Source organism: Solibacillus sp. FSL W8-0474 (genome assembly GCF_038004065.1).
Lineage (GTDB): Bacteria > Bacillota > Bacilli > Bacillales_A > Planococcaceae > Solibacillus > Solibacillus faecavium.
Window position 1 is genome coordinate 1828188 of sequence record NZ_JBBOQJ010000001.1, and the last position, 15534, is coordinate 1843721.

Consider the following 15534-nt stretch of genomic DNA (forward strand, 5'->3'; position numbering starts at 1 on the left):
GTATGAAGTTAATGGCAGTAACAGATGATTGTCAGCCGATTTTAGCATTAGCGCAAAAAATTATTCAGATACAGCAAAGTGTGGATTATATACAAATACGTGAAAAGACAAAAACAATAAAAGAAGTGATAACTCTACTTGAATATTTGGATGCAGGAGAGGTTCCAAAAGAGAAAATAATCATAAATAGTCTTGTGGATATGGCCTTGTATAGCGATATTCCCACAGTACATTTACCCGAAATAGGGTTTTCTGTACAACAGGTGAAAGAGAAATTTCAGCATCTCAATATAGGGAAATCGGTTCATGATTATACAGGCGCAATGGAGGCAGAGCGGCAAGGGGCTGATTATGTTCTTTATGGACATTGCTTTGAAACAAACAGCAAAAAAGGAAAGGTTCCAAACGGTCTTTCACCTATCAATGAAATGAAAAAGAACTTAAAAATTCCCGTCTTCACGATTGGGGGAATTCATGTAGATCGAGTCCTGGCACTCCATGATGTAAATGCAGATGGGATTGCGGTTATGTCCGGGATTTTTTCGGCAACGCATCCGTTTGCAGCAGCGAACCAATACAGGGAGGCCATTAAAGATGCAAACAAGCTATGACGTAGTCGTAATTGGCGGAGGAATTATTGGAAGTGCAATTGCTTATTATTTAGCAAAGAATCAAGTTGAGGTGGCCGTGCTTGAGGAAAGTCGAATTGGACTAAAAGCGACAAGTGCAGCGGCGGGTATGCTTGGAGCACATTCGGAATATGAGGGCGATGGAAAGGACTTCTTCACTTTTGCGAGATACAGTCAGGCGCTCTATACGGAGTTAAAGGATGAACTATACGGTCTAAGTGGCATTGACATTGGCTGCAAAAAGGGAGGGATTTTAAAGCTGGCCTTTTCTGAACGTGACAAGAAAGCATTAAGGGCAATACTCACACTGCCCACTGTGAAATGGCTTGAGGCAAATGAAGTAAGAAATCTAGAACCCGATGTTTCCCCGTATATAATAGGGGCTGCCTATATTGAAGAGGATATTAGTGTAATGCCGTATCGTGTATGCCAGGCTTTTCTTAAAGGGGCACAAGTTTACGGTGCATCCATTTTTGAGCATACAAAGGTGTTAAAGGTTCAAAAGCAGCTGGATACTTTTCAAATAGATACAACACTAGGAATGTTCAAAGCAAAACGGGTTGTTATTGCTGCGGGTGTTTGGAGTAATCCATTTTTTCAGCAGCTAGGTGTAGAGCAGCAAATAACACCGGTCAAAGGGGAATGTATTGCTGTGGAAGGAAGAAGCACTTTTTTAAAACACACTATTTTTCATGATAAATACTATATCGTTCCTAGAAATAATGGGGAGCTAGTTATTGGAGCTACTATGGAGGAAAATGATTGGTCAGAACACGTAAGTCTAGATGGCATGGAAACATTGATTCAAAAAGCGAAGGAACTCTTTCCTGGAATTGGTCAGATGAAGATGAATGCTGCATGGTCGGGATTGCGTCCACAAACATTCGATCAAAAACCATTTATAGGCTTTCATCCACATGATGAATCGATATTATTTGCAACAGGACATTATAGAAACGGGGTTTTATTAGCACCAGCAACTGGTGAGATGATTGCGAGCTTTATATTAAATAGGACTGTGAAAAAAGAATGGGTCGAGGCTTTTCAGATCAATCGACCTAACAGGAGATGAGTAAGCGGTGTCTATTACAGTGAATGGTAGAAAGCAACTCGAGCTTTTTGAAAATGTTCAGCAATTACTGAAATATTATGGCTTAGAAAATCGAATTGTTGTCGTAGAAGTGAATCAGGAAATTGTCATGAAAGAAAGCTATGAAACGACGCGCTTATCAAAAGGTGATGTGGTAGAGATTGTTCATTTTGTTGGAGGAGGATGAAATATGTTAAAAATCGCAGATCGCACGTTTCAATCCAGACTGCTGTTAGGGACAGGGAAATATCCGTCGTTTGAGGTGCAGAAAAAAGCAGTAGAAATATCCCAGGCAGAAATTTTAACGTTTGCCGTAAGAAGAATGAATATTTTTTCAGAAGAGCAGCCTAACTTTTTGGAGCAGCTCGATTTGACGAAATATACGCTATTGCCGAATACAGCAGGGGCAAAAACTGCAGAGGAAGCAGTACGTATTGCTAAACTTGCTAGGGCATCCGGATTGTGTGACATGATTAAAGTCGAGGTCATTGGAGACTGGCATACATTGCTACCGGATCCCCTTGAAACTTTAAAGGCGTCAGAAATGCTTTTAGAAGATGGATTTATCGTTTTACCGTATACATCGGATGACGTCGTTCTAGCAAAACGACTTGAAAGATTGGGTGTTCATGCGATTATGCCAGGCGCCTCACCAATCGGCTCAGGCAAAGGGATTATTAATCCAATAAATTTAAAGTTTATTATAGAGCAATCAACTATACCGGTTATTGTAGATGCAGGGATTGGCTCGCCTAAAGATGCTGCCTATGCGATGGAGTTAGGGGCAGATGCGGTATTACTGAATACAGCTGTAGCTGGTGCAAAGGATCCTGTAAAAATGGCTGAGGCAATGAAGCTCGCGATAGATGCTGGCAGATTAGGATTTGAGGCAGGCAGAATAGAAGAAAAAGAGTATGCAACTCCAAGCAGCCCGACAGCAGGAATGGTGACGCTTTGAACAATCGTTATGCAAGACAATCCTTATTTTTAGGAGAAAATACGCAACAACGTATCCAGCAAGCAAAAGTCTTAATTATTGGGGCAGGTGCACTTGGCTCAGCGAGTTCTGAAATGCTGGCGAGAGCAGGAATTGGGCATTTGACGATTGTTGATAGAGACTATGTTGAATGGAGCAATTTGCAGCGCCAGCAGCTCTACGTCGAGACAGATGTCCATCGCAAATTACCAAAGGCTATCGCAGCTAAACAAAGACTGGAACAAATAAACAGTGAAATTATTATTGAAGGTATTGTGGAAGATGTGCACGGACTAAATATAGAAACGTTAATGCAAGGGCATATGATTGTTGTCGATGCAACGGATAATTTTGAAACAAGCTTAATCATTAATGATGCGGCAAATAAGAAAGGAATTCCGTATATATTTGGTGCCTGTGTCGGGAGCTATGGTCTTACATTTCCTATTGTCCCAGGAGAAACCCCGTGCTTACATTGTTTACTACAGCATTTACCGATGGACACGATGACCTGTGATACAGTGGGTGTCATTAGCCCAATTGTTCAAGTTACGGCTGCGTATCAAGTGACATCCGTAATGAAATGGCTTTCAGCAATCCCATTGCAACCAATTGTTCAATCAGTCGACCTGTGGAAGGAAGAGCACGCAAAGGTTCATGTATCAAAGCTTAAAAATCCGCATTGCCTTACTTGCGGTGAACAACCAATTTACCCTTTTCTCCAATTAGAGCAACAAATGAAGGTAGGGGTGCTTTGCGGGCGGGATGCGGTTCAGCTAAGACCTGGCCAATCGTATAAGTATTCGCTAGAACAAATTGCAGAAAACATAAGTAAGCAAGTGACAAAGCTAATAGTAAATCCATATTTACTATCGTGTCAGTTTGAGACATACCGCATCGTTTTCTTTGAGGATGGTCGCGCCATTATCCATGGTGTAGCAGACCCTATGTTAGCAAGAGTTGTTTATAATCGATTTATACAAATAGGCGGAAGCAATCAAAGAGTGCAAGTGTAAATATTTCAAATGAAATGTGGTGAACAAGAGAGTACGAAACATAAATTCGTACCCTTAACCTATTTGGTCTGATTAATTGCCCTCCTAAAATAAAGGAAGATTTTACCGTTATTTGAATGATGTCGGTTATTTTAGGATAAATAAGGGAACGTTTTACCGCTATTTTCAATAAAATCATTAAATTTCTTGTTTTTTAGGTCAATAACGGCAATATGTTCCCTTATTTTTACTATTTTTCATGTTATTTTAAAAATAACGGAAATTCATTCCTCTATTTATCTCGTTACGCAATTCAATTTAAAAAAGCTTGGGAGGCAAGCCTGGAAAGCCTGCCTCGGAACGGATTACAACGGACGGGAACCTCAATAACACTTGCTTCATCGTCTTTTCCCGGAGCGCAGCAGAACGGACTTCATTAGAAAATCTTATTTTCAATTTCTTCTCCCACACTAATAGTTATTAACCGTAATATTTCCATAAAAGATATTAGTTGTTGATAATTGAAATTTGTTCCTGTATAGTAATGAGCAACTTATTAAGGAGGAATGTTTATGCTGAAATTAAAGGCATCCATATTTTCTACAACACATCATCATACAAAGTAGTCTTGCTATCTTTATTAATTTATTAATATCGAATAGGAAGACTATTTTTCGTGGAATCGTATACATAAAGCCGTTATAGGAGCTTTATATAGACGATTTTTTTTATTGCCAAAAATAAAGGGGGAACACAGCAATGAAGAAAATGGATTATCAAAATGTAAGGGGTACACAGGATTTTTTACCGGAGCAAGAGGTTGTACGACGTAAAATTCGCCGAACGTTGGAGGATACATTTATTTTATACGGCTGTAAACCATTAGAAACACCGATGATTAATTATACCGATTTAATGGCTTCCAAATATGCGGGTGGGGCAGAAATTTTGCAGGAAATGTACACCTTAACTGATCGTGGCGAACGTGATTTGGCACTTCGTTATGATTTAACCATTCCATTCGCAAAAGTAGTCGCGATGAATCCAGGGCTTGCGATGCCATTTAAACGTTATGAAATCGGGAAGGTGTTTCGTGATGGTCCGATTAAAGCTGGACGATTCCGTGAGTTTACGCAATGTGATGTTGATATCGTTGGTGTAAAATCACAAGCTGCAGAAGCTGAACTAATGATGATGGCAGTCGATGCTTTTGAAAAGTTAGATGTAAACATCTTAATTCAATATAATAACCGCAAGCTTTTGTACGGTTTACTGCAAGTGCTTGAAGTGGAAGAACAAAAAATGAATCGGGTTATTTTAGTTTTAGACAAGATGGAAAAAATCGACCGTTTAACATTAGCGAAGGAATTATCGGAGTTGGGAGTAAGTCAAAAGGCGTTAAAAAATATAGAAGCTTTTTTAGACGCAGCACCAACGCTTTCGTATTTTGAAACATTTCAAGAAGAAAATAACTTCATAAAACAAGGTGTAGCTGAAGTACGTGAATTGATGGATTATTTAAACGCGCTTAATATTACCGAAACTTGTATTTTCAATCCGTTTTTAGCACGAGGTCTGGAAATCTATACAGGAACTATTTATGAAATTTTCTTAGCAGACGGTGTAATTAAATCAAGTATTGGTAGTGGTGGACGCTATGATAATGCCATTGGTGGACTAATAGGCACAGATGAGGAATTTGCAACGGTTGGTATTTCATTCGGCCTTGATGTTATTTATACAACGTTTGAATTAGCTGGTAAGATTGAAGAAAATCCTAAAGAGATCGATATTTATATTATTCCGATTGGTACAGAAAAACAGGCACTTCAACTTGCAACAAGCTTACGCAAAGAAGGTAATCGAGTGGAAGTGGAACTTGGTGGCAAAAAGGTGCGTAAGGCAATGGAAAAGGCCAATCGTGAAAATGTAGCGAAAGTTATTGTGCTGGGGGAAGATGAACTAGCTAAAGGGAAGTATGAATTGAGGGATATGAAGACAGGGGATATTGAAGAAAAATCATGGACGTACTAAATTAGAAGTAGAATAATACGTCACCTTCGATCATTAGTTAGTATTTAATAAAAGGTGATGTATTTTCTGCTGCATGATTCAGAGTAATACGTTCCTTACTAAATGGACCGGATAGGGAAGGTTTAATTAAATAGCGCAATAAAGAGGGGAAGTAGGCTATGCACTAGACAAATTCATTTTTATGGTATATACTATGTTTAATAAGAGTTATACAAGACAACAATAAATTCACCTATTACAAAAAGTATTTGGATTTTGTTTGGTACTTTTTGTAATATGTGAATTTTTTTCTTTTTAAGGAAATTGTCATCTTATTAATACGAATAATGGAGGTCATTTAAATGACACAAGGTACAGTAAAATGGTTTAACGCAGAAAAAGGTTTTGGATTTATCGAAGTTGAAGGCGGAAACGACGTATTCGCTCACTTCTCAGCAATCCAAGGCGACGGATTCAAATCTTTAGACGAAGGTCAAAAAGTTGAGTTCGGTATCGAAGAAGGTCAACGTGGCCCACAAGCTACAAACATCGTAAAACTTTAATTTTAATGATGTAACCATACAAAAGAGGTATCCTTTTATTAGGATGCCTCTTTTTTGTGTTCATTTATAGGTCCAAAGAGTTGCTTATACCGTCATAGTAAATTTCGTTTTAAATAGAATAAAAACATTAATAGAAATAATAATTGCGCTTATAAGAAATATCGGTGGAATGGCAAAGTGATCTGCCCAATACCCCCCAACAAGTAAACCAAAAGGTAGAGCGAGTTTCATAATCATCGAGGTCGTACCAGCAACACGACCTAATAGATGATTGGGCGTTGTTTCTTGACGTAGTGCAAGATAGACAATATTTGTCATCGTTGAAATGGCTGTACGCAAGGCTAATAAAATCCCTAATAGCCACCAAGTTTGTGCAAACATAAAAGTAATTAAAATAAGAACTTCCACTGCCATTGAATATGTATAAATTTGTCCTCTTCGATATTTATTACGAAGTGGTCTAATTATTTTTGCTCCCAATATGCCACCAAAAGCTGATAATGTTAGCATGAAGCCAAGTTCCTCTTTAGTAAACTGTAGTGTATCGAGCGCATAAAACGTCAGCACACCGATAATGAGGCTTGAGGCGAAATTTGAAAAGAAAATTGTCCATGTTTGTATAAACAGTGACTTATTTCTGATCAGCTCATCATAACCCTCTTTTAAATCCTGCCAAAGTGATTGAGAAGACCGCTCTGGATTCGGCACCTTCTGTAAAAGCGCTGTTACGAAAACAATGAGCAGATTACAACCTACAAATAGCCATAAAAATACAGCATTCGAATTCCAAAGCAGAAGCATACCTAATAGTCCAGGTCCGATAATTGAAATTAAGGTACTTTGTAACGACAATCTTGTTTGAATCTCTGTCATTTGCGAACGCTCAAACAACTGCGGCATAATCGCATTTGTTGCGCTGCCGATCATATAGCCGAGCGATGAAATAACGAAACCGAGTACATACACAGACCAAAGTGAAAACTCGGTTGTCGTTAGCACTACAGTTAAAGTGAATGCAAATAGCGTACGGATGACATTTCCCCAAAGCATTGTTAGGCGACGATTCATTCGGTCTACGAGTACACCAATAAACATTCCTAATAGCACATTGGGTAGGAAATCCATTAAGCGCATTGTACTCATAGCAATGGCTGATTTTGTATATTCATACAAAATAAGCGGTAATATAAAGGAAAACGTCGTCATTGAAATATTCACTAATAATGAAATTACATATAGCTTCTGAAAATTTGAGTTTTTAATTAAGTTCATATAGCACCTCCACTTAAAGAAGTTTAGAATAAAATAACAGGAACAAAAAGTGATTGAAAAAATAGACTTGTTCACCTTTTAAGGAGGAATTATGGAATACGAGTTTACGTTAAGCAAATTTTTTATGAAAGATCAACGTACGGAAACGTCTATTGCGGAAATAGCCAAGCTTTTAAATTGTTCTACACGCTACGCGAAAACGATCGTACATCAACTTGAGGAAAACCAGAAAATCCGATGGGAGACTGCGCGTGGTCGGGGGAAGAAGCCGTTTATTACGATGCTGAGAAATTCTGATACTATTTTACTAGAATGGATATCTGAGCTTTGGGAAATCGGGAATTATGAAGTCGCATTGGAAATTATAAAACGCTATGATATGACCCAAAATTCAAATATTCAAGCGTGGTTAAATTCAAAATTAGGTCTGCAGTCTATTGAAGATGAGCATATATTTGTTCAGCAAATGTATGAAGTTGAACTTTTTCTAGATCCTTTAAAATCAATTTCAAGACATGATTCCCATATGATGGAGCAAATTCATGAAACACTTTTTGGGATTGATGAAAAGGGCAATATTTTTAATAATTTAGTATTTGCCTATGATACACAGGATTATCGTACGTGGTCTTTCATCTTAAAGAAAGGCGTCAAGTTTCACGATGGTACAATACTGACGGCAGAGGAAGTCGTAGCTTCAATTGCCTATATTAGTGAGCGTTACAAAGAAATTTATGAAATTGCACAAATGAATGTCCTTAGTAAATACGAACTCATTATACAGCTGAAAAAACCATTTTCCTTACTGCCAACCTTTTTTGCTAGTCCGAGATTAGTCATGCTAACTAAATCCCTCAATCCAGAAATCGGCTGTGGACCTTTTCAGCTTAAGCAGCTTTCAAATGACAAAATCATTCTGGAGGCATTTCAATCTTATTTTAAAGAACGACCTTGGATTGACCGAGTGGAGCTGTTTATTACGGAAAGCGAAGTCGCCAGTCCAATTTCACATATGCCAATCGAGGACGAACCTTATCGTGTCATTGAACAGCAGGAGGAAGGGGCAACATATTTATTTTTTAACAGTAGCCGTGAAGCCTTCTCAAGTGAAGAGGCAAGAGCCTATATATGGCATAACATCCTACCTGAGCAATTTGTATTAAATCCGTATTACGAGCAACCTGCGTACGGCTGGCTGACTTCATCACATAAAGTACAAGTAGAAGCCCCACAGCTAATAAAACCCGACTTGAAAGAGCCGATTATTATTGGGTATCAGCAAATCCGTGAAGGAGTGAATCACCTTCCACAAGCAGAAAAGCTTCAGGAGATTTTAGCAGAGCATAATATTGTAGCGGAACTTCGATGTATTAATTTTCAAGAGCCAACAGCTGAACGATTTAAAAAGGTGGACCTATTTATTGGAGGTATGGCTATTTTAAGGAATTTAAATCTATCCTTTTATAATTATTACACTACATACGGGAAAGACTTAATTTCTACAATGAATGAACAGGATTGTAAAAGGGCATTCAATCTATTTGAAGAAGCGAAAACGTCACATAATCCATTGCTTGAATTTGAGGAACTTGAGCAATTTCTGCAAACGTCTTATCATCTGAAATTCCTAAAACACCGTAAGCATTACTATTATGTTCGGGAAAATTCTAACTTTGATCATGTGGTGTTTGATAACCATGGACGAATTGATTATCGCAAGCTTTATGTTTCGGCAAATGAACATAAAAAATAAACATTGTGACTAAAGAAGCGCTTTTAAAAAGCTATACTTTCCCATACAAAAACTCCCCAATTAATAAGCAGATTATATTTTTTAATCTGTCTACCTATTGGGGATTGTTTTAATTTCTATACATACTTACTTTGGAGGTGTTTTATGTCTTCTTGTTACAATAAAGATTACTTCAAAACCTCTCATTACACTAAGTCCTTTTTGATATTAAATTTCTGCTCACTTTACAATGAGCCCGTCAAGCATAGAACCCGTAAAGCCTACCATCTCCTCTACTAAATCAAAGCTTTCATCGTGAATTAACCAATCATATACGTTCGCACGCATACAACGCTCTACATATTTTGTCGCAACCTCAAGTGTCACATCCGGCTTAAATTCATGCTGATTTATCCCTTCTATTACGAATTGACGTAGCATTTGAAAAATTTTACGTTGTGGGTTGATTAAAAAATGATTTTTCTCCACTTCTTTTGTCATAGCTGCCGTATAAACGGTCCGCAACATATCTTTTCCGACATGATTTTGCAAATAAATCATCTGTTCCCTAAAAATAAATAATATTTTTTCGACTGCATTAAAGTGATCGGGAATGTTTTTTTCTATTTCTATATAATAGTTATCCATTTCCTCAAATTTTTCCAAAATAACATCATATTTGGATGGGAAGTGTGTATAAAAAGTCCCCTTAGATACATTACAAGCCTTTGTTATCTGCTCTACAGAAACATGTTCAAAGCCATGTTTAGTGAATAAATCCAATGCAGTTATATAAAGTTTTTCTTTTGTTAATAGAGCTTTTTTTTGACGTTCTGTTAATTGATGATTAATTCCAAACCCCTCCAAACATTATTTTAATATTTTAAAAACAAGAAAGTTAACTTTTCTAATTAAAAAGTGTATTGACGTAGAAAAAAGTAATGTATATCATTTAACTAACCACAGTCACTGACTACGGTCAATATTTTTTTAACACATCTTTTATTCACTCTAATTGAATATTGCAACTTATTCAATAAAGAAATGTAAGGGTTCTCATAAAAGGGAGGAATGTACATGGCACACACAATTGGGTTTATCGGATTAGGTAATATGGGTTTACCTATGGCAACTAATCTTGTCAATGCAGGCTATACAGTACTCGGCTTTGACACAAATGAAGCCAGCAATGAAAAGTTTGTGGCAAATGGAGGGACAGCTGTTGCCGACGTTGCACAACTCGTTGCAGAAAGTACGGTCGTTTTAACGAGTCTACCAACACCACAAGTCGTTTCTGCTGTTTATCGCGGTCCCCAAGGAATTATCCATACAGCTAATAAGGGAACAATTTTAGTAGATTTCAGTACGGTCAATCCCCAACTTAATGACGAGTTATTTGCGGAAGCACAACAAGCTCAACTGCATTACTTAGGTGCTCCTGTAAGTGGAGGAGTGATCGGAGCGATTAACGCTACTTTAACAATCATGGTCGGTGGCGAATCGGAAATTCATCAACAAATGACTGCCATTTTTAATTCACTAGGTAAAAATATATATCATCTCGGGACTTCACCAAGTATCGGTACACGCATTAAATTACTTAATAATTTGATGATTGGTTTCTATACTGAAGCCGTTGCCGAAACAATTGTCCTCGGTGAACAAATGGGTATTGAAGCAGATGTTTTATATGAAGTCTTGAGCAATAGTTACGGACAGAGCCGTATATTCGAACGTAACTATTTAGAGTACATGAAAAATGACGACTACAATCCAGGATTTACAACGAATCTACTTTTAAAAGACTTAAAGTTAGCAAAAGAAATGGCTCAACAAGTCGGAGTGCCACTACCTATTGGGGATCAGCTCGTAGATTTATATAGCAGAATTTCAGATGAAGGTTTCGGTGATAACGATATGGCAGCTTCGTATTTAAGTCTTAAAAATAAAACAAAAATAGAGCAACTATAAGGAGGCAACAAAAATGGAAACAACACAAGCAGTGAAAGTATTAACACACTTTATTGGTGGCGAAATGGTAGAAGGCAAAAGTAATCGTTTCGGTGATGTTTATAACCCAAGTACAGGTGAAGTAATTGCAAAAGTCCCTTTAGCTACGGCAGAAGAAACATCCCAAGCAATTGAGACAGCGCAAATGGCCTTTCCAAAATGGCGTGATTTATCTGTAGGGAAACGTGCAGATGTTGTTATGAAATTCCGTAATCTACTCACTGAGAACCAAGAACAACTTACGCAAATTATTTGTGAGGAAAGCGGTAAAACAATAGACGATGCAAAGGGTGAGATTACTCGTGCTTTAGAATCAGTGGATCTAGCAATTGGCGCACCACATCTGGTAAAAGGTGAATACTCGGTCAATGTTGGGGGACAAATTAATTCTTACTCTGCAAAGTATCCATTAGGTGTTGTGGCAGCTATTTCGCCATTCAACTTCCCAATTATGGTCCCTTTAGCACAAACAAGTATGGCTGTTGCTGTAGGAAACGCGGTTATTTTAAAAGCATCTGAAAAAGTACCAATGACTGCTCTTTTCATCAGTGAATTATGGAAAAAAGCCGGTTTACCAGATGGTATTTGGACAGTTATAAATGGTGATAAAGATGCTGTAAATGAACTATTGGAAAACCCAAAAGTTCAAGCAATCTCATTTGTTGGTTCTACACCTGTTGCACAATACATTTACGAAACAGGTTCAAAATATGGCAAACGTGTTAATGCATTTGGTGGTGGTAAAAATAACATGGTCGTTATGCCTGATGCAGACTTAACACAAGTGGCGGATGCATTTATTGGAGCTGCTTATGGGGCTGCTTCTCAACGCTGTATGGCTATTTCAACAATCATACCTGTCGGAGAAGAAACAGCAGATAAATTAGTGGCCATTCTAAAAGAAAAAATTAATGCGCTAAAAGTTGGTTCTTATACAGAAACCGATACAGATTTCGGTCCAGTAATTTCTCAACAATCAAAAGATGCCGTATTAAATGCGATTGCACGTGGGTTGGATGAAGGCGTTGAAGTAGTTTGTGACGGTCGTGAATTTGACATCGTGAAACAATCTAAAGGATTCTTCGTTGGTCCAACACTTTTAGATAAAGTAAAACCGGGGATGGATATTTATGAACAAGAAGTCTTTGGTCCAGCGCGTAATGTGGTACGTGTTAGGTCATTAGAAGAAGCAATTGATTTAATCAATCAACATGAATTAGCAAATGGTGTGACTATTTATACAAACGATGGAGCTGCTGCGCGTAAATTCACAACAGAAATCGATGTTGGGATGGTTGGGGTAAATGTACCAATTCCAATTCCTGTTGGTTACCATAATTTTGCCGGTTTCAAAGGCTCACGTTTTGGCGAAGGGCATATGTTTGGGCCTGACCAAGCACGTTTCTATACAAAAACAAAAACAGTATCAGAACGTTGGCCAACTGCAACAACGGTGTCTACTTCTACATTTGCTTTTCCTAGCAATAATGAATAATTGATTTTTATCTGATTAAGCTGTATGGCTCCCAAAATGGTCTGTGTAACTTTTTAAGGGGGATGGAAGAATTATGCTAGGTTATATTGGATTGTTTGGCAGTTTGGCGTTATTAATTTACTTAACTATGAAGGGTGTTAACTTATTAATTTCAGCGCCATTAACAGCATTACTTGCAGGTTTAACAAACGGATTAGCCTTTTTCCCACAAACGGCCTTGGATGAACAAGCTAACTTTTTAACAAGCTATATGAACGGCTTTACAGGATTCGTTGGATCTTGGTATTTAATGTTCATGGCAGGTGCGATCTTCGGTAAAGTTATGGAAGATACGGGCGCTGCGGACAGTGTATCAAAATGGATTGTAGATAAAATCGGAGTGAAATATGCTGTATTCGCAGTCGTTCTGGCTGCCGCTGTTTTAACATACGGAGGGGTGTCCGTATTTATCGTAGCGTTCTCAGTTTATCCAATGGCTATTAGTTTATTCAAGCAAGCAAACTTCCCGCGCCGCTTTATTCCAGCAGCACTGGGATTAGGTTCTGTTACATTTACAATGACTTCAGCAGGTTCGCCTGAAATTCAAAACTGGATTCCAATTCCTTACTTGGGCACTACGCCATATGCAGGTTGGGAAGTAAGCGCTATCGTCGCTCTAATCATGGCAACAATCGGCTGCCTATGGTTAAACTGGATGGTTAAACGTGCAGTAGGTAAAGGTGAAGAATTTATTACTCGTTCTACGGACCCTGTCATAGATGAATTGAAGGCTTTACCAAATCCACTTTTAAGTATGATTCCGTTATTAGTTGTTTTAGTAATTTCATTTATTTTCCATGATTCATTAGGTACTTCAGCATTAATCGTTGCATTAACGGGTGGATGTCTTGCCGGTTATGCTGTGAATTTTAAATTTGCAAAAGCAGTAGGCGCGACGTTAGCAGCCGGTGCAATGGGTGCAGTTGTTGCCATTGCCAATACTGCAGCGGTAGTAGGATTTGGTGGTGTTGTAAAAGCAACACCTTCCTTCCTTGCTACTGTAGATGTTATTACAAGTATTCCAGGTAGTCCTTTAATCGGTGGTGCTGTTTCGATTGCCGTAATCGCTGGTTTAACAGGTTCTGCTTCTGGTGGGCAAACCATTGCCATGCCATTATTAGCACCTCATTACATTGATATGGGTGTAGATACAGAAGCGCTTCACCGTACAATTGCCATTGCCTCAGGTTCACTTGATTCATTACCTCATGGCGGCTACGTAGTAACAACAATCAGTTCTGTTTGTGGAGAAAAACATAAAGACGCCTACTTACCATTTGGGGCCTTGACCGTCATTATACCAATAATCGGAACTGTACTTGCTATTGCACTATTCTCTCTAGGAATGTAAGAAAGGGACGTGAACATTATGATTCAAACAAAATCAGTTTATACATTTCACTCACTACCTACGATGAAATACGGGGTTGGTGCACTTGAAGAAGTTGGTCACCTCGCACAGGGATTTGGATCAACAGTACTTGTCGTAAGTGATCCTGTCATGAAGAGTTTAGGTGTTGTAGATAATTGCTTACAGCATCTACATGCACAAGGTTTACAAACACATGTGTATGTAGGCGTTGTATCTGAACCTGTAGATACGTATGTTGATGAAGGCTTAAAACTACTACAGGATACACAGTGTGATGTCATCGTTTCAATTGGCGGAGGTAGCTGTATTGATACAGCAAAAGCTATCGCCGTTGTTGCAACAAATGGGGGCTATGTTGGCGACTACATGAAGATGCAAAAAATTGCCGCTATACGACCTATACCACATATTGCAATTCCAACAACTGCAGGAACTGGCTCTGAAGCAACGGATGCTACAGTCATTACTGATATCAAAAATGATATTAAGATGATGATTAAACAACCTGCTTTTATGCCCAATGCAGCTATTGTAGATCCATTATTATGCTTAACTTCACCAAAATCGATTACAGCAGCAACAGGCATTGATGCATTAAGCCATGCGATTGAAGGATATTTATCCCGTTTAGCACATCCATATTCTGATTTACTAGCATTATCCGCAATGGAACTAATCATCAATAATTTACTGCCATCATATGAAGATGGCACAAATTTAACCGCGCGTGAAGCGATGGCTTTAGGTTCAATGCAAGCAGGCGCTGCATTCTCTAATGCCTCTGTAGCACTAGTGCACGGCATGTCACGCCCTATTGGTGCGTTATTCCATGTACCACATGGTATTTCAAATGCCATGTTGTTACCAGCTGTCTTAGAATACTCAAAAGATGCTTGTATTCCGCGTCTTGCAAAAATCGGAGCCTTCTTTGTTGGGCAAACAGATGCAATATATACAGATGAACAGTTAGCTGATTTAGCTATTGACTCGGTAAAGAATCTTTGTAAACAAATGAATATCGGTAACTTGCGCCAATACGGGATTGACGAAGATGCCTTCTTCCAAGCAATCGATAAAATGGCAACTGATGCTATTGCAAGTGGGAGCCCAGCAAACAATCCGAAAGTACCAAGTTTGGATGATTTAAAGGTATTGTATAAAATTGTTTATGATTATAAATTTTAATTCACAAGAGCTATCCGGCTTTGATGCAAAAAACAGATTAACTGTGGCGTAAAAGTGATGCATATGCTCAAAAAAGGGACAAAAAGTTTTTACAAAATACAATTGTACAAGATTAACACGCACAATCACTTATTCGAATTTAGAATAAGTGATTTCCTTATTA

Annotated in this window: 14 protein-coding genes; 12 read left to right on the forward strand and 2 right to left on the reverse strand. The window is 38.2% G+C overall.

The window, feature by feature from the left end; translation table 11 throughout:
* Positions 1-2: 2 nt before the first annotated feature.
* The 7 genes from NYE67_RS08935 to NYE67_RS08965 all read left to right on the forward strand — a co-directional run bounded on the left by NYE67_RS08935 (position 3) and on the right by NYE67_RS08965 (position 6266).
* Positions 3-611 (forward strand): thiamine phosphate synthase, encoded by a 609-nt coding sequence (locus tag NYE67_RS08935; RefSeq protein ID WP_340729793.1) that lies wholly within the window; start codon positions 3-5, stop codon positions 609-611.
* Entirely contained in the window at positions 595-1701 is a 1107-nt protein-coding gene (gene thiO, locus NYE67_RS08940; protein ID WP_340729794.1) for a glycine oxidase ThiO, read from the forward strand. Before NYE67_RS08935 ends, thiO begins: the two co-directional genes overlap by 17 nt.
* A gap of 7 nt (positions 1702-1708) precedes the next feature.
* Complete coding sequence (gene thiS, locus NYE67_RS08945; RefSeq protein WP_340729795.1) at positions 1709-1906, forward strand: sulfur carrier protein ThiS; 198 nt, start codon at positions 1709-1711, stop codon at positions 1904-1906.
* A gap of 3 nt (positions 1907-1909) precedes the next feature.
* Entirely contained in the window at positions 1910-2677 is a 768-nt protein-coding gene (locus tag NYE67_RS08950; RefSeq protein WP_340729796.1) for a thiazole synthase, read from the forward strand.
* On the forward strand, positions 2674-3711 hold the full coding sequence (locus NYE67_RS08955; protein ID WP_340729797.1) for a ThiF family adenylyltransferase: 1038 nt from the start codon (positions 2674-2676) through the stop codon (positions 3709-3711). Before NYE67_RS08950 ends, NYE67_RS08955 begins: the two co-directional genes overlap by 4 nt.
* Positions 3712-4449: 738 nt before the next feature.
* Positions 4450-5724, forward strand: a complete 1275-nt coding sequence (locus tag NYE67_RS08960) for a histidine--tRNA ligase (protein WP_340727869.1) — start codon at positions 4450-4452, stop codon at positions 5722-5724.
* A 341-nt stretch (positions 5725-6065) separates the two neighbouring features.
* Complete coding sequence (locus NYE67_RS08965) at positions 6066-6266, forward strand: cold-shock protein (protein ID WP_191699045.1); 201 nt, start codon at positions 6066-6068, stop codon at positions 6264-6266.
* An 84-nt stretch (positions 6267-6350) separates the two neighbouring features.
* Here NYE67_RS08965 and NYE67_RS08970 read toward each other — a convergent pair whose 3' ends face one another.
* A complete protein-coding gene (locus NYE67_RS08970; RefSeq protein WP_340729798.1) occupies positions 6351-7538 on the reverse strand; it encodes an MFS transporter in 1188 nt (395 codons plus the stop codon).
* Between the two features lie 124 nt (positions 7539-7662).
* On the opposite strand from NYE67_RS08970, the gene NYE67_RS08975 reads away from it, so the two are divergent.
* Positions 7663-9291, forward strand: coding sequence for an ABC transporter substrate-binding protein (locus NYE67_RS08975; protein WP_340729799.1), 1629 nt, complete (start codon positions 7663-7665; stop codon positions 9289-9291).
* 219 nt (positions 9292-9510) lie between these two features.
* Here the strand turns inward: NYE67_RS08975 and NYE67_RS08980 are convergent, their stop codons facing one another.
* Complete coding sequence (locus tag NYE67_RS08980; protein ID WP_340729800.1) at positions 9511-10137, reverse strand: TetR/AcrR family transcriptional regulator; 627 nt, start codon at positions 10135-10137, stop codon at positions 9511-9513.
* Positions 10138-10347: 210 nt separating this feature from the next.
* On the opposite strand from NYE67_RS08980, the gene NYE67_RS08985 reads away from it, so the two are divergent.
* The 4 genes from NYE67_RS08985 to NYE67_RS09000 all read left to right on the forward strand — a co-directional run bounded on the left by NYE67_RS08985 (position 10348) and on the right by NYE67_RS09000 (position 15371).
* A complete protein-coding gene (locus NYE67_RS08985; RefSeq protein ID WP_340727874.1) occupies positions 10348-11241 on the forward strand; it encodes an NAD(P)-dependent oxidoreductase in 894 nt (297 codons plus the stop codon).
* Between the two features lie 13 nt (positions 11242-11254).
* On the forward strand, positions 11255-12775 hold the full coding sequence (locus NYE67_RS08990) for a CoA-acylating methylmalonate-semialdehyde dehydrogenase (protein WP_340729801.1): 1521 nt from the start codon (positions 11255-11257) through the stop codon (positions 12773-12775).
* A gap of 73 nt (positions 12776-12848) precedes the next feature.
* On the forward strand, positions 12849-14165 hold the full coding sequence (locus NYE67_RS08995; RefSeq protein WP_340729802.1) for a GntP family permease: 1317 nt from the start codon (positions 12849-12851) through the stop codon (positions 14163-14165).
* Positions 14166-14183: 18 nt separating this feature from the next.
* A complete protein-coding gene (locus tag NYE67_RS09000) occupies positions 14184-15371 on the forward strand; it encodes an iron-containing alcohol dehydrogenase (protein WP_340729803.1) in 1188 nt (395 codons plus the stop codon).
* The last annotated feature ends 163 nt before the right edge of the window (positions 15372-15534 follow it).